The 22104-nt window shown below is 64.0% G+C and carries 16 protein-coding genes and 1 pseudogene; 11 read left to right on the top strand and 6 right to left on the bottom strand.

All coding sequences use genetic code 11. The features are described 5' to 3' along the window. Positions 1 to 17: 17 nt before the first annotated feature. From ACNQFN_RS22435 to can, 6 genes are all read right to left on the bottom strand, one after another. Positions 18 to 1400, bottom strand: coding sequence for an efflux transporter outer membrane subunit (locus ACNQFN_RS22435; protein ID WP_068635694.1), 1383 nt, complete (start codon positions 1398 to 1400; stop codon positions 18 to 20). A gap of 137 nt (positions 1401 to 1537) precedes the next feature. Then, complete coding sequence (locus ACNQFN_RS22430; RefSeq protein WP_418647620.1) at positions 1538 to 4627, bottom strand: efflux RND transporter permease subunit; 3090 nt, start codon at positions 4625 to 4627, stop codon at positions 1538 to 1540. Beyond that, positions 4624 to 7749, bottom strand: coding sequence for an efflux RND transporter permease subunit (locus tag ACNQFN_RS22425; RefSeq protein ID WP_418647619.1), 3126 nt, complete (start codon positions 7747 to 7749; stop codon positions 4624 to 4626). Before ACNQFN_RS22425 ends, ACNQFN_RS22430 begins: the two co-directional genes overlap by 4 nt. 14 nt (positions 7750 to 7763) lie before the next feature. Beyond that, on the bottom strand, positions 7764 to 9041 hold the full coding sequence (locus ACNQFN_RS22420) for an MdtA/MuxA family multidrug efflux RND transporter periplasmic adaptor subunit (protein ID WP_418647618.1): 1278 nt from the start codon (positions 9039 to 9041) through the stop codon (positions 7764 to 7766). Positions 9042 to 9420: 379 nt separating this feature from the next. Further along, positions 9421 to 10314 carry an ROK family protein gene (locus ACNQFN_RS22415; protein ID WP_068635696.1) on the bottom strand — a complete coding sequence of 298 codons (894 nt, stop codon included), beginning with the start codon at positions 10312 to 10314 and terminating at the stop codon, positions 9421 to 9423. Between the two features lie 12 nt (positions 10315 to 10326). Beyond that, the gene (gene can, locus ACNQFN_RS22410) at positions 10327 to 10974 is read right to left on the bottom strand and encodes a carbonate dehydratase (RefSeq protein WP_418647617.1); all 648 of its coding nucleotides are present in this window, start codon (positions 10972 to 10974) and stop codon (positions 10327 to 10329) included. 409 nt (positions 10975 to 11383) lie between these two features. On the opposite strand from can, the gene ACNQFN_RS22405 reads away from it, so the two are divergent. The 11 genes and pseudogenes from ACNQFN_RS22405 (at position 11384) to ACNQFN_RS22355 (ending at position 22101) form a co-directional block, all read left to right on the top strand. Then, positions 11384 to 11716 (top strand): hypothetical protein, encoded by a 333-nt coding sequence (locus ACNQFN_RS22405; RefSeq protein WP_418647616.1) that lies wholly within the window; start codon positions 11384 to 11386, stop codon positions 11714 to 11716. A 74-nt stretch (positions 11717 to 11790) separates the two neighbouring features. Beyond that, on the top strand, positions 11791 to 12615 hold the full coding sequence (locus ACNQFN_RS22400) for a hypothetical protein (RefSeq protein WP_418647615.1): 825 nt from the start codon (positions 11791 to 11793) through the stop codon (positions 12613 to 12615). Then, complete coding sequence (locus tag ACNQFN_RS22395; RefSeq protein WP_418647610.1) at positions 12612 to 13136, top strand: hypothetical protein; 525 nt, start codon at positions 12612 to 12614, stop codon at positions 13134 to 13136. Before ACNQFN_RS22400 ends, ACNQFN_RS22395 begins: the two co-directional genes overlap by 4 nt. After that, entirely contained in the window at positions 13133 to 13801 is a 669-nt protein-coding gene (locus tag ACNQFN_RS22390; RefSeq protein ID WP_418647614.1) for a lipase family protein, read from the top strand. The genes ACNQFN_RS22395 and ACNQFN_RS22390 overlap by 4 nt, the downstream gene beginning before the upstream one ends. Beyond that, a complete protein-coding gene (locus ACNQFN_RS22385; protein ID WP_418647613.1) occupies positions 13798 to 14316 on the top strand; it encodes a hypothetical protein in 519 nt (172 codons plus the stop codon). The genes ACNQFN_RS22390 and ACNQFN_RS22385 overlap by 4 nt, the downstream gene beginning before the upstream one ends. Next, entirely contained in the window at positions 14313 to 16100 is a 1788-nt protein-coding gene (locus tag ACNQFN_RS22380) for a hypothetical protein (RefSeq protein WP_418647612.1), read from the top strand. The genes ACNQFN_RS22385 and ACNQFN_RS22380 overlap by 4 nt, the downstream gene beginning before the upstream one ends. Then, positions 16101 to 16727 (top strand): hypothetical protein, encoded by a 627-nt coding sequence (locus ACNQFN_RS22375; protein ID WP_418647611.1) that lies wholly within the window; start codon positions 16101 to 16103, stop codon positions 16725 to 16727. Next, positions 16724 to 18571, top strand: a pseudogene (locus ACNQFN_RS22370) (hypothetical protein); the annotation flags it as partial. The gene ACNQFN_RS22375 and the pseudogene ACNQFN_RS22370, both read left to right, overlap by 4 nt. A 563-nt stretch (positions 18572 to 19134) precedes the next feature. Next, positions 19135 to 19659 carry a hypothetical protein gene (locus ACNQFN_RS22365; RefSeq protein ID WP_418647610.1) on the top strand — a complete coding sequence of 175 codons (525 nt, stop codon included), beginning with the start codon at positions 19135 to 19137 and terminating at the stop codon, positions 19657 to 19659. Continuing rightward, complete coding sequence (locus ACNQFN_RS22360; protein WP_418647609.1) at positions 19656 to 21350, top strand: hypothetical protein; 1695 nt, start codon at positions 19656 to 19658, stop codon at positions 21348 to 21350. The genes ACNQFN_RS22365 and ACNQFN_RS22360 overlap by 4 nt, the downstream gene beginning before the upstream one ends. Before the next feature lie 232 nt (positions 21351 to 21582). After that, on the top strand, positions 21583 to 22101 hold the full coding sequence (locus tag ACNQFN_RS22355; protein WP_418647608.1) for a hypothetical protein: 519 nt from the start codon (positions 21583 to 21585) through the stop codon (positions 22099 to 22101). Positions 22102 to 22104: the final 3 nt, after the last annotated feature.

The following is a 22104-nucleotide window of genomic DNA, read 5'->3' as shown; positions in this document are numbered from 1 at the left end:
TGCCAGTGTTCGGCCGGCTACTCCGCCGGCACCGACCACCCGCCGCCGAGCGCAGCAACCAGTTGCACGCTGGCCTGCAGCCTGTCGCGGGTGATGTCCAGCGCGTTGCGGCGGGCGGCGAGGGTGCCGTTCTGCGCCACCACCACCTCGAGGAAGGACACCTGGCCGGCGCGGTAGCGGTTGGTCACCAGGCGTTCGTTTTCCTCGGCCAGCGCCACCACGCGGGCCTGCTGGGCGGCGCGGGCCTCGAGGGCGCGCAGGCTGGCGAAGGCGTCCTCGGTTTCCTGCAGCGCGGCCAGCACCGCTTCGCGCCAGGCTTCGGCGGCGGCGTCGTGCGCGGCGCGGGCGTCGTCCAGCGTCGCCGCGCGGGCGCCGCCGTCGAACAGCGTCGCCGCCAGCGTTGGGCCGAGCGCCCAGACCCGGTTGGGCGCCTCGAACCAGTCGGCGAAGGAGCCGGAGCGGTAGCCGCCGGACAGGCCCAGGGTCAGGTCGGGCAGCCAGGCCGCCTGGGCGACGCCGATGCGGGCGTTGGCCGCGGCGACGCGGCGCTCGGCCACCACCAGGTCGGGGCGGCGGGCGAGCAGTTCGCCCGGCAGTGCCGACGGCACGGCGGGTAGCGCCAGCAGGCTGCCGTCGGCTTCGATGCCGAAGCTGGAGGGCGGCTGGCCGGCGAGCACCGCGATGGCGTTCTCGGCCATCGCGCGCTGGTCGACGAGTTCGAGCAACTGGGCGCGCACGCCTTCGAGCTGGTTTTCGGCCTGCACCACGTCGGCGCGCGCGATCATGCCGGCCTCGTACTGGTTCTGCGTGAGCTGCAGCGAGCGGGTGTAGGCCGCCTCGGTCTGCAGCAGCAGCTCGCGCTGCAGGTCGAGCACCCGCAGGCGGATGTAGGACTGAGCCAGGCTGGCCTGCAGCGACAACCGCAGCGCGGCCAGGTCGGCGGCCGAGCCGGCCAGTTCGGCTTCGCCGGCTTCGACCGCGCGCCGCACCCGTCCCCACAGGTCGGGGATCCAGCTCACCGACAGGCCGCCGTCGTAGCTGTTGGCCACGCCGTCGGCCGTGCCGCTGCGCCGGGCCGAGAGCTCGGCGCCCACCGTCGGTGAAAAGCCGGCGCGGGCGCCGCGCAAGGCGGCTTCGGCCTGGCGCAGACGCGCGGCGGCCTGCGCCATTCCCGGATTGGCGGCTTCCAGCTCGGCGATCAGGGCGTCCAGCGTGTCGTCGCCGTAGGCTTTCCACCAGTTGCCGTCTTCGAGCAGCGGAGTCCGCACCGTCTGCCAGCCGGCGTCGTGCTTGAAGGTCTGCGGCATCGCGGGCAGTTCCGGCGCGCGGTAGTCGGGCCCGACTGCGCAGCCGGTCAGGACGAAGGCGGCGGAGAGGGAGCAGAGCGTGGTCAGGCGCATGGCGGGAAAGGCGGAGGAAGGGATGAGCGGTCCGAGGCAGCGACGGCGAAACGCCCGCTCCCTTTGGCCGGGCGTCCCTTGTCGGGCGCCCGGCCAAAGGGAGCGGAGGCGGCTGGAGCGGGAAAGGCTGCTGTTCTTCATGGCGTTACCGTCCCGACCGCAGCGCGCTTGCGCAGCACGCGCAGCCGCAGGCGGTCGAGGCCGAGGTAGACCACCGGCGTGGTGTACAGCGTCAGCAACTGGCTGACCGCCAGGCCGCCGACGATGGCGATGCCGAGCGGCTGGCGCAGCTCCGAGCCTTCGCCGACGCCGAGCAGCAGCGGCAGGGCGCCGAGCAGGGCGGCGAGGTTGGTCATCAGGATGGGGCGCAGGCGCAGCAGCGCGGCGCGCTCGATCGAGGCGCGCGGCGACAGGCCGAGCCGGCGCTCGCCGTCGATGGCGAAATCGATCATCAGGATGGCGTTCTTCATCACCACGCCGATCAGCAGGAACAGGCCGAGCAGCGCGATCAGGCTGAACTCGGTGCCCGACAGCATCAGCGCCAGCAACGCGCCGATGCCGGCCGAGGGCAGCGTGGACAGGATCGTCAGCGGATGCAGCGTGCTTTCGTACAGGATGCCGAGGACGAAATACACCGTCACCAGCACCGCCAGGATCAGCAGCGGCTGCGACTGGCTGGTCTGGCCCAGGGTCTGGGCCGAGCCGCCGTGGCGGACGAACAGCGAGGAAGGCATCATCAGCCCCGCCACTGCACCGTCGATCGCCTGCATCGCCTGTTCCGGTCCGACGCCGGGCGCCAGCGCATAGTCGACCCCTTCGACGGCGTACTGCTCCTTGTGCGACACGCGGTCGTTGCTGAGGCTGTGGCGATAGCGGGTGAAGGCCGACAGCGGCACGCGCTGGCCGCTGGCGGTGACCACCTGCAGTTCGTCGAGCACGCCGGCGTGTTCGGTATAGCGCGGGTCGAGCTCCATCACCACGCGGTACTGGTTGAGGCTGTCGTACAACGTCGCGACCTGGCGCTGCGAGAAGGAATTGTTGAGCACCGAGCCGACCATGCGCATGTCCACGCCCAGGCGCTGGGCGGCTTCGCGGTCGACGTCGATGCTCAACTGCTGCGTGCCTTCGTCGCGGTAGCCGTTGACGTCGACGAGCTCGGGCAGATCCTCCATCGCCCGGGTCAGGCGAACCGCCCACTGCTTCAGCGCGTCGGTTTCGGGCGACATCAGCAGCACCGTGTAGTCGCTGGTATTGAAGGGCGGATTGAGCTGGATGTCCTGATCGACGTGCATGAACAGCATGCCGCCCGGCACCTTGGGCGCGCTGGCGCGCAGGCGGTCGATGACCTGGCGGGCGCTGGCGTCGCGTTCGGCGCGCGGCTTGAGCTTGACCATCAGCCAGGAATTGCTGATGCCGCCGGTGCCGCCGCTGGTGCCGACGACGTCCTCGACCGCCGGGTCGGACAGGATGTGCTGTCTGTAGACGTCGATCTTGGGCTGCATCAACTGGAAGGAGAAGCCGTCGTCGCCGCGCACCATGCCGCGCAACTGGCCGGTGTCCTGTTCCGGCAGCGTGCCCTTGGGAATGGCGATGTACAGATAGACGTTGCAGGCGATCACCGCGGCCAGCAGCAGCAGCACGATCGTGCCGTGGCGCAGCGCCCAGCTCAGGCTCGCCGCATAGCCGCGCTGCAGGGCGGCGGACAGGCGGCTGCCGAAGGCCGCCAGACACCCGCCGCCACGTGCTTCGCGCGGCCGCAACAAATGGGCGCACAGGCTGGGCGTCAGCGTCAGCGACACCGCCAGCGACACCAGGATGGCGGCGGCGAGCGTGATCACGAACTCGCGGAACAGGCGTTCGAGCACGCCGCCCATGAACAGCACCGACAGGAACACCACCACCAGCGACACGTTCATCGCCAGCAGCGTGAAGCCGACTTCGCCCGCGCCCTTCAGCGCCGCGCGGTAGGGGCGCATGCCGTCGGCGATGTGGCGCTCGATGTTCTCCAGCACCACGATGGCGTCGTCCACTACCAGGCCGGCGGCGACGATCAGCGCCATCAGCGACAGGTTGTTGAGCGAGAAGCCGTAGAAGTACATCGCCACGAAGGCGCCGATCAGCGACACCGGCACCGCCAGGCTCGGGATCAGTGCGGCACGGCCGTCGCCGAGAAAGGCCCACACCACCGCGATCACCAGCCCGGCGGCGATCAGCAGCGTGAACTGCGCTTCGGCCAGCGTGGCGCGGATGCCGGGGCTGCGATCGACCACCACCCGCATCGTGGTGTCGGCCGGCAGCAGCGCCTGCAGCATCGGCATCTGCGCGCGGATGGTGTCCACCGTGGCGACGATGTTGGCGTCGGGCTGGCGATAGACCTGCAGCAGCACCGCCGGGTCGTGGTTGTGGAAGCCGCTGCTGTAGCGGTTCTCGGTGCTGTCGCTGACGGTGGCGACATCGCCCAGCCGCACCACCGCGCCGTCGCGGTAGCGCACGATCAGCGCGCGGTAGTCGTCCGCGGTGCGCAGGCTGTCGCTGCTGCCGACGCGCCAGCGCAGATCGCCTTCTTCGAGCACGCCGAGCGGCTGCAGCGCGTTGGCGTCGGCGATCGCCGTGCGGATGTCGTCGAGCGCGATGCCGTGATGGGCGAGCATGCCCGGATTGAGCTGCACCCGCACCGCCGGCAGCGCCGAACCGCCGACGTTCACTTCGCCCACGCCTTCGATCTGGGCGATCTTCTGCGCCAGGATGGTCGCCGCCAGGTCGTACAGCCGGCCGGGCGACAGGCTGGGCGAGGACAGCGCGATCACCATCACCGGCGAGCGGGTCGAGTTGACCTTGCGGTAGCTGGGGTTGCCGGGCATGCCGGCCGGCAGTTGGCCGCGCACTGCGTTGATCGCCGCCTGGACGTCGCGCGCGGCGGCGTTGATGTCGCGGTCGAGATCGAAGCGCAGCCTCACCCGGCTGGCGCCCTGGCTGCTGGACGAGGTGAGCTCGGTCACGCCGGCGATGCTGCCGAGCGCGCGTTCGAGCGGTGTCGCCACGTTCGCCGCCATGCTTTCCGGGCTGGCGCCGGGCAGGTTGGCGGTGACCTCGATCGACGGGAATTCCACTTCCGGCAGCGGCGCCACCGGCAGCAGCCGGTAGGCGAGCAGGCCGCACAGCACCAGCGCGAGCGCGAGCAGGCAGCTCGCCACCGGCCGGCGGATGAAGGCGCGTGCCAGGTTCATGCGCGTGCGTCCACGGCCGCCGCGTCCTGCCGTGCCGCGCGTCCGCCGGTCAGGCGGTCGAAGAACAGATAGACCACCGGCGTGGTGAACAGCGTCAGCACCTGGCTGACCAGCAGCCCGCCGACCATGACGACGCCGAGCGGCTGGCGCAGTTCGGCGCCCGAGCCGCCGGCCAGCATCAGCGGCAGCGCGCCGACCAGCGCCGCCAGCGTGGTCATAAGGATGGGGCGGAAGCGCAGCAGCGCGGCGCGGCGGATGGCGTCGTGCGGCGCCATGCCGAGCTTGCGCTGCGCATCGAGGGCGAAGTCGACCATCATGATGCCGTTCTTCTTGACCAGGCCGATCAGCAGCACGATGCCGATCACCGCCACCAGGTCGAGCGGCCGGCCCGACAGGTGCAGCGCGGCGAGCGCGCCGACGGTGGCCGAGGGCAGCGTGGACAGGATGGTGATCGGGTGGATGGTGCTTTCGTACAGCACGCCGAGCACGATGTACATCGTCACCACCGCCGCCAGGATCAGCCACAAGGTGTTGCCGAGCGAGGCGCGGAAGGCTTCGGCCGCGCCCTGGAAGCGCATTTCCACCGCCATCGGCAGGTCGATTTCGCCGCGCACCGTCTCGATCGCCGCCACCGCTTCGCCGAGCGAGGCGCCCGGCGCCAGGTTGAAGGACAGCGTCGCCGCCGGGAACTGGCCCTGATGCGAGATCGCCAGCACCGCCGGGCGCAGCGAGATGCGCGCCACCGTCGACAGCGGCACCGGCCCGCCGGCGGCCGGGATGTAGGTGCGCTCCAGCGCCTCGGGGCCGACCGCGTGGCGCGGATCGACCTCGAGCACGATGCGGTACTGGTTGGCGTGGGTGAACAGCGTGGCGATCTGGCGCTGGCCGTAGGCGGTGTGCAGCGCACCGATCACCTGCGCGGCGCTGACGCCCAGGCGGGTCGCGGCGTCGCGGTCGATCTCGACCCGGGCCTGCACGCCGCCGCGCTGCAGGTCGGAAGCGACGTCAGCCAGCTCCGGGCGCTGGCGCAGTGCCGTCACCATGGCGTCGACCCAGGCCGCCAGTTCGTCCTCGTCCGGCGTGGACAGCGTGAACTGGTACTGGGTGCGGCTGATGCGGTCCTCGATCGACAGTTCCTGCACCGGCTGCATCCAGGCTTCGATGCCTTCGACTGCGGTGAAGCGCTCCGCCAGCCGCTGCATGATCTCCGCCACGCCGTCGCGCTCGCCGTGCGGGTGCAGGTTGATCAGCATGCGCCCGCTGTTGAGCGTGGTGTTGCTGCCGTCGACGCCGATGAAGGACGACAGGCTCTGCACCTGCGGATCGGCCATCGCCACCCGCGCCAGCGCCTGCTGGCGTTCGGCCATGGCGCTGAAGGACACGGTCTGCGGCGCCTCGGTGACGACCTGGATCACGCCGCTGTCCTGCACCGGGAAGAAGCCCTTGGGCACGGTGACGTAGAGCAGTGCGGTCAGCGCCAGCGTGCCGAGCGTGACCAGCAAGGTGGCGGTCTGGTGGCGCAGCACCCAGTCGAGCCATACCGCATAGCGGTCGATGACGCGGTCGAGGAAGCCATTGCCGCTTTCCTCATGTCCTGCCGTGTCGCCGAGCATGCGCGCGCTCATCATCGGCGTCAGCGTCAGCGATACCACCAGCGAGATCATGATCGCCACCGCCAGCGTCACGGCGAACTCGTGGAACAGCCGGCCGACCACGTCGCCCATGAACAGCAGCGGGATCAGCACCGCGATCAGCGAGATGGTCAGCGACACCAGCGTGAAGCCGATCTCGGCAGCGCCCTTCAGCGCGGCCTGCATCGGCGAGGCGCCGGCCTCGCGGTGGCGGGCGATATTCTCCAGCATCACGATGGCGTCGTCGACGACGAAGCCGGTGGCGATGGTCAGCGCCATCAGGCTGAGGTTGTTCACCGAGAAGCCGGCGAGATACATGACGCCGAAAGTGCCCACCAGCGACAGCGGCACCGCCACGCTCGGGATCAGCGTCGCGCTCGCGCGGCGCAGGAACAGGAAGGTCACCAGCACCACCAGGCCGACGGCGAACACCAGCTCCTTCTGCACGTCGCGCACCGAGGCGCGGATGGACAGCGTCCGGTCGGTCAGCATCGCCACATCGACCGCCGCCGGCAGCGTCGCGGTGAGCTGCGGCAGCAGCTCGCGCACGCGGTCGGCAACTTCGATGACGTTGGCGCCCGGCTGGCGCTGGATGTTGACCAGCACCGCCGGTGCATCGACCGGTTCGGCGCAGGCGCCGTCTGCATCGCTGGCCAGGCAGTATCCGGCCCAGGCGGCGAGGAAGCGGTCTTCCGCGCCCTGTTCGATGGTGGCGATGTCGCCCAGGCGCAGTGGCGCGCCGTTCGACCAGGTGACGATCAGATTGCGATATTCCTCGACCGACTTGATCTGGTCGTTGGCTTCGACCATGACGAAGCGGTGCGGGCCGTCCAGGCTGCCCTTGGGTTGGGTGGAGTTGGCCGCCACCAGCGTGCTGCGGATGTCCTCCATGCTCAGGCCGTGGGCGGCGAGCGCCTGCGGATTGACCTGCACCCGCAGCGCCGGGCGCTGGCCGCCGGCCAGGCTGACCATGCCGACGCCGGGCAACTGCGCCAGCTTCTGCGCCATGCGGGTGTCGACCATGTCGTACACCTCGGGCAGCGGCAGCGCCGCCGAGGACACCGCCAGCGTCACGATCGGCGCGTCGGCGGGATTGACCTTGCGGTAGATCGGCGGCGTCGGCAGGTCGCTCGGCAGCAGGTTGGCGGCGGTGTTGATCGCCGCCTGCACTTCCTGCTCGGCCACGCCCAGATCGACGCTGAGGCCGAACTGCAGGGTGATCGCCGAGGCGCCGCCGGAGCTGGTCGAGCTCATCTGCTTGAGCCCCGGGATCTGCCCCAGGCGGCGCTCCAGCGGCGCGGTGATGGTGCGGGCCGTCACCTCGGGACTGGCGCCCGGGTGGAAGGTGAACACCTGGATGATCGGGTAATCGACCTGGGGCAGCGCCGCCACCGGCAGCAGCCGCCACGCCAGCAGGCCGGAGATGACGAGCGCGAGCATCAGCAGCGTGGTCGCCACCGGCCGCTCGATGAAGGGGCGGGAGATGTTCATCGCTGGAGAGTCGTTCAGCCGCCCGGGCGCGGGCCGCCGGGGGCGCCAGAGCTGGCGGCCGGCGTTCCGGGGGCTCCAGCACCAGCAGAGGGTGCGCCCGATGGTCTCGTGCCCGCAGCCGGCCCGCCGGCTCCCGGTGCGCCGGGTGCCCGTATGCCGCCTTCCATGCTGCCGTCACTGTCGGCCAGGATCACGTTGCTGCCTTCGCGCAGGCGGTCCAGCCCCTCGAGCACGACCTGCTCGCCGCCTTCGAGGCCGTCTTCCACCACCACCTTGACGCCGTCCGAGGCGCCCAGCGCCACCGGGCGGATGTTGGCCTTGCCCCCGTTGATGACGTAGACGTAGCTGCCCCTGGAGCCGAACTGCACCGAATCGGCGGGGATCGTCACCGCATCCTGGATGCTGCGCACCGCGAGGCGGACATTGACGAACTGGTTCGGGAACAGGGCGTCGTCGGCATTGGCGAATTCGGCTTTCAGCCGCACCGTGCCGGTGGCGGTGTCGATCTGGTTGTCGAAGGTGCGCAGCACGCCGCTGGCGATCGGCTTGCGGTCGTCGCGGTCCCAGGCTTCCACTTCCAGGCTGCGGCCGCGCGCCATTTCCTCGCGCACCGTCGCCAGGTCGCGCTCGGGCACGGTGAACATCACCGCGATCGGGCGGGTCTGGACGATGCTGACGATACCCTCGCTGTCGCCGCTGGAAATCAGGTTGCCGGCATCGACCCGGCGCAGGCCGACGCGGCCTTCGATCGGCGCCTCGATGCGGGTCCAGCCGAGCTTCAGGCGGGCATCGTCGACCTGGGCCTGGTTCGACTTCAGCGTGCCGCGCAGCTGATTGACCAGCGCTTCCTGGGCTTCGACCTGCTGGCGGGCGATCGAATCCTGCTCGAACAGCAGGCGGTAGCGGGCGAGCTCGGTTTCGGCGTTCTTGAGCTGAGCCTGGTTCTGCTGCAACTGGCCTTCGGCCTGGGCGAGGCCGACGCGGTAGGGCGCGGGGTCGATCTCGGCCAGCAGCGCCCCCTTGCGCACCCGGTCGCCTTCGTTGAAGGCCAGCCTGATCAGCTCGCCATCGACGCGGCTGCGCACCGTGACGCTGGCCAGCGGCGTGACCGTGCCGATCGCGCGCAGGCGCACGTCCAGTTCACCGCGTTCGGCGGGTACGGTCTTGACCGGCACCGGACCGCCCCAGCCCATCATCGGCCGTGGCGGCCCCGAAGGGGCGGAGGTTTGCGCCGCGGGGCGCAGGAAGTACCAGGTGGCCGTGGCCGCCGCGACGACTGCGGCCAGCAGCAAGAGGCGCGATCGCCCCTTGGGTGACGAAGTGGAAGGCATGGGTTCGGGAAAGCGCGTGCTGCGCGGCGGCGTTCCCGGAACGGAGCGCCGGAATTGCCTGAAAAGGAATTGATTGGGATTTCAAGTGAGATTCGTTCTCAAGTATAAAAGGGGCGGCGCGTCCTCTCAAGCTGAACGGGGGGTTTGACGCGATTTCTGTGACCGGATTCCCTTGCAGCCGGGATTTTCTATTGAGCCGGTCTTCAATCAGACCGTTCTTACTGCGTCAGGCGGTTGACGGGTTTCGCCACGTTCCACCTGCGCGACCCAACGCGTTCTGCCGTCACCGATTCGTGGGTTGGTAGGATGGGTAGAGCAACGCGAAACCCATCTCATGGCTTCATGCCGGCCACAGCCACGCCGCGCCGCGCACGCCCGAGGCGTCGCCATGCCGGGCCGGCACCAGCCGCGTGGCGATGCAGTCGGAAAAGACGAAGGGCGCCCACAGCGCGGGGACGTTCGTATACAGGCGCTCGATGCGCGACAGCCCGCCGCCGAGCACGATCACATCCGGATCGAGCAGGTTGATTACCCCGGCCAGCGCACGCGCCAGGCGCTGTTCGTAGCGCCGCAGGGTGGCGTCGCAGTCGGGGTCGTGGTTCGCCGCGGCGACGATCGCGGCGGCGCCGAGCGTATCGCCGTGGCGCCGGGCGTGGTCGGCCGCCATGCCGGGGCCGGACAGCCAGGTTTCGATGCAGCCGCTGCGGCCGCAATAGCAGGCGGGTAGCGGCAGTTCGTCGGCGGTGGGCAGCGGCAGCGGGTTGTGCCCCCATTCGCCGGCGACGCCGTTCACGCCATTCAGCAGCCCGCCGCGGACGACGATGCCGCCGCCCACGCCGGTGCCCAGGATCACCGCGAACACCACCTCCGCACCCGCGCCGGCGCCATCGGCGGCCTCGGACATCGCCAGGCAGTTGGCGTCGTTGGCCATGCGTATCGGGCGGCCGAGCAGGGCTTCGAGGTCCTGCTGCAGCGGCTGGCCGTTCAGGCAGGTGGAATTGGCGTTGCGCATGCGGCCGCTGCGCGGTGAGGCCGAACCCGGCGTGCCGATGCCCACCGTGGCGCTCATGCCGACGTGCGCTTCGGCTTCACTGACCAGATCGGTGATGGCCTGCAGCGTGGCGGGATAGTCGCCCTGCGGCGTCGGCACGCGGCGGCGAAAGCGTTCGCAGCCGCGCTCGTCGAGGGCGACGAGCTCGATCTTGGTGCCGCCCAGATCGATGCCGACGCGCATGGCGCGCAGCGCTCAGATCAGCCGTTCGACCGCGCTGCGATACAGCTCCAGCGCTTCGTCGCGGCTGCCGGCGCTAAGGCCGAGGTTGTTCACCAGGCCGTTGTCCAGGCTGTAGCACCACGCATGCACGGTCACGTTCTGGCCGCGCTGCCAGGCTTCGCGCAGCACCGAGGTCTGGCACACATTGACCACCTGGTGGATGGCATTGAGTTCGCACAGCCGGTCGAGCCGGACGTCGGCGTCGTCGATCTGCGCCAGGCGCTCGGTGTGGCGGTCGCGCACGTCCTGTACGTGGCGCAGCCAGTTGTCGGTAAGGCCGGTGCGGTTGTCGTTGAGCGCCGCCTTGACCCCGCCGCAGCCGTAGTGGCCGACCACCAGGATGTGCTTCACGCGCAGCATCTCGACCGCGTAGTGGATCACCGACAGGGCGTTGAGATCAGTATGGACGACGACGTTGGCGACGTTGCGATGGACGAAGACCTCGCCCGGCGCCAGGCCGATGATCTGGTTCGCCGGCACGCGGCTGTCGGAACAGCCGATCCACAGGTATTCGGGCGACTGCTGGGCGACGAGGCGGGAGAAGAACTCCGGGTCCTCCGCATGCATGCGCTCGGACCAGGCTTTGTTGTTGGCGAAGAGGTGTTCGATGGAGTGAGACATGGAAATCCTTGAATCGCGTATCCGCGCAATGGGTGCGATTGTGAAGGATATCCGGGGGTTGGAACAACAGCCGGGAGGTGCTGTCGGCCCGGTGTGATCCGATACGGGGTGGTTTGCGAAACCATTTTGATTATGTGAAAATCATTGCGATAAATTACTCGGGTCAGGCCGGTTTTCATCATGGCCTCCGTGAAGAATCTTTCTTACCCTTACCGGCAGGGCGACCGCAGCTACGCATTCCTCATCCATCGTCTTCGTCGTCAGGGAGTGCTTCAAAGCCCAGCAACGCTGCGCGAAACTCATCGGATGTCGCGGCCTGCAGTCGCTTGGCAGCGACGCACTTCGGTTCTTCCGTGCCCGGTGCTCGTACTCTCGTGGGTCGCAGCCGGTGTTGGGCGGACAACGGCAGGTGGGTGGTTGCGGGAGCCTTGGCACCGGTCCCGACGCCCTGGCCTACCGCTACGCGTTGAAGGAGCTGAACCCGTTTGCTCTGCTGGACGCGGACTACAGCCAGCACAACCCGCAGCGCATCGTTTTCGGGGGCGAAGGCAGCGACCCCGGCCTCAAGGGCGGCGACCTGGACGATCGCCTCTATGGCGGGGCGGGCGACGACATGCTCGACGGCAAGGACGGCAGGGATCGTCTCGACAGTGGCATGGGCAACGACCGTATGAGCGCCCGCATCGAATGGATTTCCGCCCGCGCAGCGCCTGCGGACATCCATTCAATGTGGGTGCATTGACTCCGACATCATTTGCATACAGAATGCCTTGGCTCCATGAATATGGCATCGAGTGATCCCGGGGAGGACGACAGGTGAAGCGCTGCATCGGCAAAGGCGAAACGCACGAAGGCAGCACCACGGTCTTTCCCGCGCCCTACTTCGAGGACAAGGCCAGCGGCCTCATCCTGCGCCATTACAACGCCGCAGGTGGCAGCTACGACGGCAGCCCCCGCTATCTTTTCGGGGGCGACGGGGCCGACACGCTCGAAGGCACCGACCACAACGACGGTATGCACGATGGCGACCACCTCTATGGTGGAGCCGGCAGGGACCATCTCGAAGGCGGCGCCGGCTACGATACCTACAAGGCCGACAGCCAGGACCGCATCCTGGACAGCGATGGCAAGGGCATGGTTCTGCTGGGCAACACCGCACTGCTGGGCGGCACCCGTTCCAGCGACGACCCCGAGGATACCTACAGCGGCGGGGGCCACACCTACGTGCTCAACGGCGGCACGCTCACCATCGACGGCGGCCTCGTCATCGAACAGTTCACCAACGGTGATCTGCGGATCAACCTGCGCACCAGCGATGATCCGCCACCCGAAAAAGAAACCCCCGACCTCGAACCCGCCGAGCGCAACGCCTCGCCCATCATCCTCGACCTCGATGGCGACGGCATCGAAACCAACCCGCTTGCCGGCCAATACTATGACCTCGACGGCGACGGCCTGGCCGAGCGCACCGGCTGGGTGCGCGCCGACGACGGACTGCTCGCCCGCGATCTGGACAACGACGGCAGGATCGGCAGCGGGCAGAAATTTTTGCAAACGCTGGCCGCCGCCGGCATCACTTCCATCGCCACAGCCTATGACACCCGCACCGACCTAAACAGGGCATGGAGGCTGTCGGCATGACAAAAACAATGCGACCGCAGCGCCGATTTCGCCGCACCGCCCAATCTGGTGCGATCAAACCATGGATGCTGATTGTTCTGCTCCTTGCTCTCGCTCCGCTATTGACACTGGGTTTCTATGAAGGACGCAAGGCGTATTGGGATGCGAAGGTCAGGGAAATGTGTGAAATAGATGGCGGGGTAAAGATAAATGAAGTTATCGATGTGGATGAAAATTCTTATGAATCCATAAAGAACAAATTTGGGCAAGTTGATTTTCCGAAGAAGGGAACGCCAGAAAGTAAAGACTCAGTTGCAGTCTATTCATATAAGGATACTTATATCCGACGTGGCGCCCCAGAAGTCCGTAGATCTGATCTCATTGTTTCCAGAACATCCAATGGTTCAATATTGGCTACGAGCACCACTTATTCGCGTGTTGGAGGTGATCTGTTTGCTCTACATCCTAGCCATTTTTCATGCCCGAATACACCAAATAATTTCTTTGCATCAGTAATCAATATAAAGGGGAAAGCCAAGTGAACATTCAGACAGTTTTTAGTCAATCTGGATTCGCATTGGCAGCTTATGCGGATTTGAATAGTAGCGCACTGAATTCTCAGAAAGTAAATCTTAAGGATGCGGGGCTTTCTGATTCCCAAGCCACCCAGTTTGCCCAAACCTATGCTGTCGTTACCCAATACAGCGATAGCGACACGAGTTTCAGCGCAACGGTATTCAAAGACGCTTCGGGTAATTTGACTCTGGCGATCCGCGGCACGGCAGAGCTGACCGGCACGCCGAACGATCTGAGCACCGATGGCGATATTGCAGTGAATGGGGCGGGCTACGATCAGATCGTTGCGATGGTGAACTGGTGGCGGCGAGCCACGACGCCGACGAACCAAACTGCAATTCAATACAAGATCGTCCCAGGGCCTCTCGACCCTCACGACGGATTCCAGTTCGGCATCCTGTGGCTGAAGATCGAAGCGCCGGTTGCCGGCACTGGAGAACTGGTGAGCGCCTTGGCCGATGACCCCGATCACAAGCTCGCCGTCACCGGCCACAGCCTGGGCGGCCATCTGGCCATGGCCTTCAGCACCTTGTTTCCGGGCCATGCTGGCCTGGTTGGCTACCATGATTTTGTCCTGGACAGCAGGAAAGTTCGGACGGCTGCAAATGGTGCATGGAGGCTGTCGGCATGACAAAAACAATGCGACCGCAGCGCCGATTTCGCCGCACCGCCCAATCTGGTGCGATCAAACCATGGATGCTGATTGTTCTGCTCCTTGCTCTCGCTCCGCTATTGACACTGGGTTTCTATGAAGGACGCAAAGCGTATTGGGATGCGAAGGTCAGGGAAATGTGTGCGAAGGATGGGGGCGTCAAGGTTTATGAAACCGTGAAATTGCCGGCGGATAGATTTGACCAATACGGCAACGTCGGCATACCGAACCGACGCTACGCACGGCCGACAGATGATTATTTCTACGAATTAGAGACTGAATATCTTCGTTCCGGCGATCCATCGCTTGTTCGCCATGTAGGACGAATCTTCCGGCGAAGCGACAACAAGATATTAGGCGAATCAATTCGATATGGGCGAGGCGGTGGTGATCTACCAGGGCCTTGGCATCCATCGTCGTTTAGTTGTCCGGAAATATCACCAGCTACAGACAAGCTTGAGTCGTCAATATTTCAGAAAGGAATTGGAAGATGAGCAATATCGCCAAGCACTTTGAGCAAGCCGAGCTTACTCTCGCCGCCTACTCTAACCTGTTCCCTGGTATGACGCGTGATGCTTACGAGGTAGCCTTGCAACAAGAAGGCAAAGGCATGTCCTCCACCCAAGCCATCCAGTTCGCCGAAACCTATACCATTTTTACCCAATACAACGATAGCGGCACGAGTTTCAGCGCGACGGTATTCAGGGATGCTGGCGGCAATTTAACCCTGGCGATCCGCGGCACGGCGGAGCTGACCGGCACGCCGAACGATCTGAGCACCGATAGCGATATTGCAGTGAATGGGGCGGGCTACGATCAGATCGTTGCGATGGTGAACTGGTGGCGGCGAGCCACGACGCCGACGAACCAAACTGCAATTCAATACAAGATCGTCCCAGGGCCTCTCGACCCTCACGACGGATTCCAGTTCGGCATCCTGTGGCTGAAGATCGAAGCGCCGGTTGCCGGCACTGGAGAACTGGTGAGCGCCTTGGCCGATGATCCCGACCACAAGCTCGCCGTCACCGGCCACAGCCTGGGCGGCCATCTGGCCATGGCCTTCAGCACCTTGTTTCCGGGCCATGCTGGCCTGGTCACCGTTTTCAACGCCCCCGGCTTCACCTCGTCTTCTGCGAATCAGGACTTCTTCGCCGCCCTGGGCGGCACGGTACCCACCGGTGGCGACATCACCAACGTCATCGCCGACGAAGCAGCCATCGGCAGCCCGCCGTGGAGCGCCATTGCCGGCCTGCACAGCCGACCGGGAACGCCAGTCGATGTCGCCATCGAAGCGCAATTCAACTCCGACGAATCCGCTCCCCCGGCTGCCTTCAACCACAGCCAGCAGACCCTGACCGACAGTCTCGCCGTGTATGCGTTGTTGGCCGATCTCGATCCTGCGCTCTCCGCCGATGCCTACAAGAGCATCCTCAACGCCGCAGTGAGCGGCACCGCCGCCGGCTTGGAACGGATCGTCGATGCCGTCGAACGGGTGCTCGGTTTCGGCGACACGCTTCTGCCCGTCGGCAACGGCAACCGGGATGCGCTCCACCAAGCCATTGCTGCGATCAACACGACGATCGAGCAACGCAATCTGGCTGGCACGCTGAAAATCATTCCCCTCGCCGGCATGGCCACGACAAGTCTTGCCGCCGCAGCCACCGGTCCCGACGCCCTGGCCTACCGCTACGCGTTGAAGGAGCTGAACCCGTTTGCTCTGCTGGACGCGGATTACAGCCAGCACAACCCGGCGGGTGAACTCGACCTCTACGACCCGGCGACCGGTAACGGGCAGCTCACCGACGAATGGCTTGCCGACCGGGCTGCGCTGCTCGTTGCGCTCAACCAGGCGAGGACAACAGACCTTGTTGCCACGGGAGGGGTTTTCCATGTCGATCCGACGGGTAACGACAGTGTGCGCTACACCGATGTCGATGCCGGCCTGTCGGTGAAAGTCGGCCAGACCACGCTCGACCCGCAGCGCATCGTTTTCGGGGGCGACAGCGACGATGCCATTACGGGCGGCAGCCAGGGCGACCATCTGTGTGGCGGCGGCAACGACACCCTGATGGGTCAGGGGAATGATGACGTGCTGTACGGCGGGAGCGGTAACGACCTGCTGTATGGCGACGCGGGGACGGCAGTCCCGCTCGACAAGGTTTTCCACGGTGAGGCTGGTCTCAACGTCACGGCGCTGAATCGGGCATCAAGGCGACAAGGGACAGGTCGACGCCTTGATGCTTCTCCCGCAACTGAACAATTTCGGGAGGCTGCATAAATGGGTGGATTACTGGTGCTGGCGCTGATTGCCGGCTATGTCTGGGGTGCTGCGAAACTCTTCAAGAGAGTTGGCCCGTATTGGGCGAAGGCGCTGGTGGTGATTGCGGCAATCCTGATTCCGACGGCGGATGCCGTTTATGGGCGGATCAAGCTCAAGCAGATGTGCGAGGCCGAGGGTGGGCTGCATATCTATCGGGTGGTCGAAGGGGTGGAGGGGTTTGACTATCCAAGCATGACGCCAATTGATGAATGGATAAAAAAATACGGATACCACTTTATCGAAGGTGAGGCGCTTGGCGGCAAACGTTCTCGGATCAGGCTACAGCCCGACGGCAAGATCGTTCGAGAGGTGGGGGTCATACCGATCGCCAAATATGCCTACGAAGTGGACAAGGGCGATGTTCGAGACACTTTCCTGCGCATCGAGTCTCGCGTGGTTGAAAAAGGGTCGAGTGAGATTCTTGCTCGGTACGTCAACATCGGGTACTCCGGCGGCTGGTTCGAACGTTTCGTCAACGGACTCTACGCAGCTACCGGAAATGCAGGAAGTTGCGGGCCAACCGTCTATCCATCTGAACTGATTACCAAAACACTCAAGCCTATTAAGCAGGAGCAAACACAATGAGCATCGACACAACCAAGGCCATGAACTACTCATGGATGTCACAGGCATCTTATTTGGACATGAGTTCGCTTGGCGAAGGTCAGTTGGGTAACTTCCTGGCTGCACTTACTGGAAGTAATGGAAGTGTTTACAACAAGGATAAGTTTTTTGTCGATAAGCAAGCCACTACCTTCACCGACCCCGCCACCGGCTACAGTTTCATCAATCAATTGGCGAATACCGCCAACGGCACCTCCGCCACGGTTTTCAAGAGCAACGCGGACGGCAGCTACACCTTTGCGGTGCGCGGCACAGAACCCGGCGAACAGTGGGGTGCCGATCTTCTGCAAGACATTATCGGTGTCGTCGCTGCCGGCAAGGCCAAAGTCCAGTTGATCGAAGCCTTCCGCTACTACAAGCAACTGACCACGGAAGCCGGTCAGCCGGTGAGCTACAGTCAGACCGAAGTCAACGCATTGAGCGCCGTGCTCTTGAGCGGGACGCCCCTGGTAGGTGGATTGGAGAATCTCGCTGCCGCCATAAGCGCCTTCACTGCGCTCACCGCTGGCGACGAAGGCTTGGGCAAACTGATTCCTGACGGCGCCACCATCAACTTTGCGGGTCACAGTCTCGGCGGGCACGTTGCCTATCTGCTTGCCGATCTGGTCAGCCTGACTTCCGGGGGAAATCACCCCTTGGGCGATGTCATGACCTACAACGCGCCCGGAGAAAATGCCCTCCTGTACGAATGGCAGAACTGGCTTGGACAGGACGCCAGCGCCCATTCCGGCCAGATTGGCGGCAAGCACCTGGCCTTCTACGGCGAGGCTGGTCTCAACGTCACCGCCGGGCTTGGTCAGGTCATCGGCACGCGGGTGCCGCTGTTCATCGAAGACAGTGGCGTCGTCACGGGCAATATCGCCATGGAGAATCACTCCATTGTCAAACTTTCCGATTCGCTCGCTGTTTATGACCTGTTGCAAAAACTCGACCCCGCGCTGGCGTCGTCGGCGATGGACTCGATGCTGAAAGCCAGCACGGCAACGGCAACCGATAGTCTTGAACAGACGCTCGACATTGTCAGAAAGATAATTCTTGGCCCAGGCATTGCCCCAACCAAGGCCATGAATTCCGCGGATTCACAAACCACCAGAGATGCCTTTTACGTAAATCTCTATGGTCTGCAAAACGCAAATGCTTTCGAGGCGCTTGCTGGTCAAGTCCGGCTCGAATCCTTGGCCGGTTCTGGCGCTTCGGTGATGTCCTCGCTCGCCCAAAGCGGCCCCGACGCCCTGGCCTACCGCTACGCGTTGAAGGAGCTGAACCCGTTTGCTCTGCTGGACGCGGATTACAGCCAGCACAACCCGGCGGGTGAACTCGACCTCTACGACCCGGCGACCGGTAACGGGCAGCTCACCGACGAATGGCTTGCCGACCGGGCTGCGCTGCTCGTTGCGCTCAACCAGGCGAGGACAACAGACCTTGTTGCCACGGGAGGGGTTTTCCATGTCGATCCGACGGGTAACGACAGTGTGCGCTACACCGATGTCGATGCCGGCCTGTCGGTGAAAGTCGGCCAGACCACGCTCGACCCGCAGCGCATCGTTTTCGGGGGTGAAGGCAGCGACCCCGACCTCAAGGGCGGCGACCTGGACGACCGCCTCTATGGCGGGGCGGGCGACGACACGCTCAACGGCAAGGACGGCAGGGATCGTCTCGAAGGCGGCAAGGGCAACGATGCCCTGCAAGGCGGCAAAGGCGACGACAGCCTTTACGGCGGCGCCGGCAACGACACTCTCCTGGGCGACGAGGGCAAGGACTATCTCATCGGCGGCGAAGGCGCCGACCGCCTCGAAGGCGGCGCCGGCTACGATACCTACAAGGCCGACAGCCAGGACCGCATCCTGGACAGCGATGGCAAGGGCATGGTTCTGCTGGGCAACACCGCACTGCTGGGCGGCACCCGTTCCAGCGACGACCCTGCCGGTACCTACAGCGGCGGCAGCCACACCTACGTGCTCAACGGCGGCACGCTCACCATCGACGGCGGGCTCGTCATCGAACAGTTCACCAACGGTGATCTGCGGATCAACCTGCGCACCAGCGATGATCCGCCACCCGAAAAAGAAACCCCCGACCTCGAGCCCGCCGAGCGCAACGCCTCGCCCATCATCCTCGACCTCGATGGCGACGGCATCGAAACCAACCCGCTTGCCGGCCAATACTATGACCTCGACGGCGACGGCCTGGCCGAGCGCACCGGCTGGGTACGCGCCGACGACGGACTGCTCGCCCGCGATCTGGACAACGACGGCAGGATCGGCAGCGGGCAGAAATTTTTGCAAACGCTGGCCGCCGCCGGCATCACTTCCATCGCCACAGCCTATGACACCCGCACCGACCTAAACAGGGCATGGAGGCTGTCGGCATGACAAAAACAATGCGACCGCAGCGCCGATTTCGCCGCACCGCCCAATCTGGTGCGATCAAACCATGGATGCTGATTGTTCTGCTCCTTGCTCTCGCTCCGCTATTGACACTGGGTTTCTATGAAGGACGCAAGGCGTATTGGGATGCGAAGGTCAGGGAAATGTGTGAAATAGATGGCGGGGTAAAGATAAATGAAGTTATCGATGTGGATGAAAATTCTTATGAATCCATAAAGAACAAATTTGGGCAAGTTGATTTTCCGAAGAAGGGAACGCCAGAAAGTAAAGACTCAGTTGCAGTCTATTCATATAAGGATACTTATATCCGACGTGGCGCCCCAGAAGTCCGTAGATCTGATCTCATTGTTTCCAGAACATCCAATGGTTCAATATTGGCTACGAGCACCACTTATTCGCGTGTTGGAGGTGATCTGTTTGCTCTACATCCTAGCCATTTTTCATGCCCGAATACACCAAATAATTTCTTTGCATCAGTAATCAATATAAAGGGGAAAGCCAAGTGAACATTCAGACAGTTTTTAGTCAATCTGGATTCGCATTGGCAGCTTATGCGGATTTGAATAGTAGCGCACTGAATTCTCAGAAAGTAAATCTTAAGGATGCGGGGCTTTCTGATTCCCAAGCCACCCAGTTTGCCCAAACCTATGCTGTCGTTACCCAATACAGCGATAGCGACACGAGTTTCAGCGCAACGGTATTCAAAGACGCTTCGGGTAATTTGACTCTGGCGATCCGCGGCACGGCAGAGCTGACCGGCACGCCGAACGATCTGAGCACCGATGGCGATATTGCAGTGAATGGGGCGGGCTACGATCAGATCGTTGCGATGGTGAACTGGTGGCGGCGAGCCACGACGCCGACGAACCAAACTGCAATTCAATACAAGATCGTCCCAGGGCCTCTCGACCCTCACGACGGATTCCAGTTCGGCATCCTGTGGCTGAAGATCGAAGCGCCGGTTGCCGGCACTGGAGAACTGGTGAGCGCCTTGGCCGATGATCCCGACCACAAGCTCGCCGTCACCGGCCACAGCCTGGGCGGCCATCTGGCCATGGCCTTCAGCACCTTGTTTCCGGGCCATGCTGGCCTGGTCACCGTTTTCAACGCCCCCGGCTTCACCTCGTCTTCTGCGAATCAGGACTTCTTCGCCGCCCTGGGCGGCACGGTACCCACCGGTGGCGACATCACCAACGTCATCGCCGACGAAGCAGCCATCGGCAGCCCGCCGTGGAGCGCCATTGCCGGCCTGCACAGCCGACCGGGAACGCCAGTCGATGTCGCCATCGAAGCGCAATTCAACTCCGACGAATCCGCTCCCCCGGCTGCCTTCAACCACAGCCAGCAGACCCTGACCGACAGTCTCGCCGTGTATGCGTTGTTGGCCGATCTCGATCCTGCGCTCTCCGCCGATGCCTACAAGAGCATCCTCAACGCCGCAGTGAGCGGCACCGCCGCCGGCTTGGAACGGATCGTCGATGCCGTCGAACGGGTGCTCGGTTTCGGCGACACGCTTCTGCCCGTCGGCAACGGCAACCGGGATGCGCTCCACCAAGCCATTGCTGCGATCAACACGACGATCGAGCAACGCAATCTGGCTGGCACGCTGAAAATCATTCCCCTCGCCGGCATGGCCACGACAAGTCTTGCCGCCGCAGCCACCGGTCCCGACGCCCTGGCCTACCGCTACGCCTTGAAGGAACTGAACCCGTTTGCTCTGCTGGACGCGGACTACAGCCAGCACAACCCGGCGGGTGAACTCGACCTCTACGACCCGGCGACCGGTAGCGGGCAGCTCACCGACGAATGGCTTGCCGACCGGGCCGCGCTGCTCGTTGCGCTCAACCAGGCGAGGACAACAGACCTTGTTGCCACGGGCGGGGTTTTCCATGTCGATCCTGCGGGTAACGACAGTGTGCGCTACACCGATGTTGATACCGATCTTGTCGTGAAAGTCGGCCAGACCACGCTCGACCCGCAGCGCATCGTTTTCGGGGGTGAAGGCAGCGACCCCGACCTCAAGGGCGGCGACCTGGACGACCGCCTCTATGGAGGGGCGGGCGACGACACGCTCGACGGCAAGGACGGCAGGGATCGTCTCGACAGTGGCATGGGCAACGACCGTATGAGCGCCCGCATCGAATGGATTTTCGCCCGCGCAGCGCCTGCGGACATCCATTCAATGTGGGTGCATTGACTCTGACTACAATTGCATACAGAATGCCTGGATGCCATGAGTATGGCATCGAATGATCCCGGGGAGGACGGCAGGTGAGGCGCTGTATCGGCGAAGGCGAAACGCTTGAAGGCGCTTCCACGGTCTTTCCCGCGTCTTGTTTCGAAGACGGGGCCGGCGGTCGTGCCCCATACGGCTATGGTGCCGCTGGTGCCCAAAGCGTCTTGAGTCATGAAGCAAGGAATTTTCACTGATGGCAGGTCTTTTGTTCCTGATGGTCGTTGGCCTGTGGGTGTGGGCGGCTGTTGTACTGGCGCGCTGGATGTCGCGGCGTTTTCTGTCGCAAAGGCCATGGCGACGGTACGCAAGTATCGGTTTGTTCATGCTGATTCTTCCGCTACCGGTAGTCGATGAAATCATTGGCGGATTTCAGTTTCGGGCACTGTGCGAGGAAGGAGCGAAACTGAAGATTGATGAGAAGAGAATTTTGGGGAAGGACGTTAAATTGGTAGTTACGCCGAAGGATAGTCCGGAATTGATTCCACATACCGCCATTCCAATATTTCATTACCATTATAGTTATCGTGATGTTTATACGGATGAAGAGTATGCACAATACGAAACTTATACAGCAAAGGGTGGGGTATTTATAAGGGCACTGGGAATATCAAATAAAAATTCGCCACTAATAATAGACGATCCTGCGTATTGTGGACAAGCTGTGCTTCTACACAAGCAATATCAATTCAATCAAGTTAATTGGCTCTTTTGAAAA

This window comes from Thauera butanivorans, assembly GCF_048398245.1.
Taxonomy (GTDB): domain Bacteria; phylum Pseudomonadota; class Gammaproteobacteria; order Burkholderiales; family Rhodocyclaceae; genus Thauera; species Thauera butanivorans.
Note: the sequence above shows the minus strand (reverse complement) of the source record. Positions and strands in the feature narration are given on the sequence as shown.

What these genes read in the sequence shown, in the direction of transcription:
- ACNQFN_RS22375 (WP_418647611.1), top strand. Translation starts at nt 16,101, where the DNA reads ATGGGTGGATTACTGGTGCTGGCGCTGATTGCCGGCTATGTCTGGGGT.
- ACNQFN_RS22435 (WP_068635694.1), bottom strand. Translation starts at nt 1,400, where the DNA reads ATGCGCCTGACCACGCTCTGCTCCCTCTCCGCCGCCTTCGTCCTGACC.
- ACNQFN_RS22355 (WP_418647608.1), top strand. Translation starts at nt 21,583, where the DNA reads ATGGCAGGTCTTTTGTTCCTGATGGTCGTTGGCCTGTGGGTGTGGGCG.
- ACNQFN_RS22425 (WP_418647619.1), bottom strand. Translation starts at nt 7,749, where the DNA reads ATGAACATCTCCCGCCCCTTCATCGAGCGGCCGGTGGCGACCACGCTG.
- ACNQFN_RS22385 (WP_418647613.1), top strand. Translation starts at nt 13,798, where the DNA reads ATGACAAAAACAATGCGACCGCAGCGCCGATTTCGCCGCACCGCCCAA.
- ACNQFN_RS22365 (WP_418647610.1), top strand. Translation starts at nt 19,135, where the DNA reads ATGACAAAAACAATGCGACCGCAGCGCCGATTTCGCCGCACCGCCCAA.
- can (WP_418647617.1), bottom strand. Translation starts at nt 10,974, where the DNA reads ATGTCTCACTCCATCGAACACCTCTTCGCCAACAACAAAGCCTGGTCC.
- ACNQFN_RS22430 (WP_418647620.1), bottom strand. Translation starts at nt 4,627, where the DNA reads ATGAACCTGGCACGCGCCTTCATCCGCCGGCCGGTGGCGAGCTGCCTG.
- ACNQFN_RS22380 (WP_418647612.1), top strand. Translation starts at nt 14,313, where the DNA reads ATGAGCAATATCGCCAAGCACTTTGAGCAAGCCGAGCTTACTCTCGCC.
- ACNQFN_RS22395 (WP_418647610.1), top strand. Translation starts at nt 12,612, where the DNA reads ATGACAAAAACAATGCGACCGCAGCGCCGATTTCGCCGCACCGCCCAA.
- ACNQFN_RS22415 (WP_068635696.1), bottom strand. Translation starts at nt 10,314, where the DNA reads ATGCGCGTCGGCATCGATCTGGGCGGCACCAAGATCGAGCTCGTCGCC.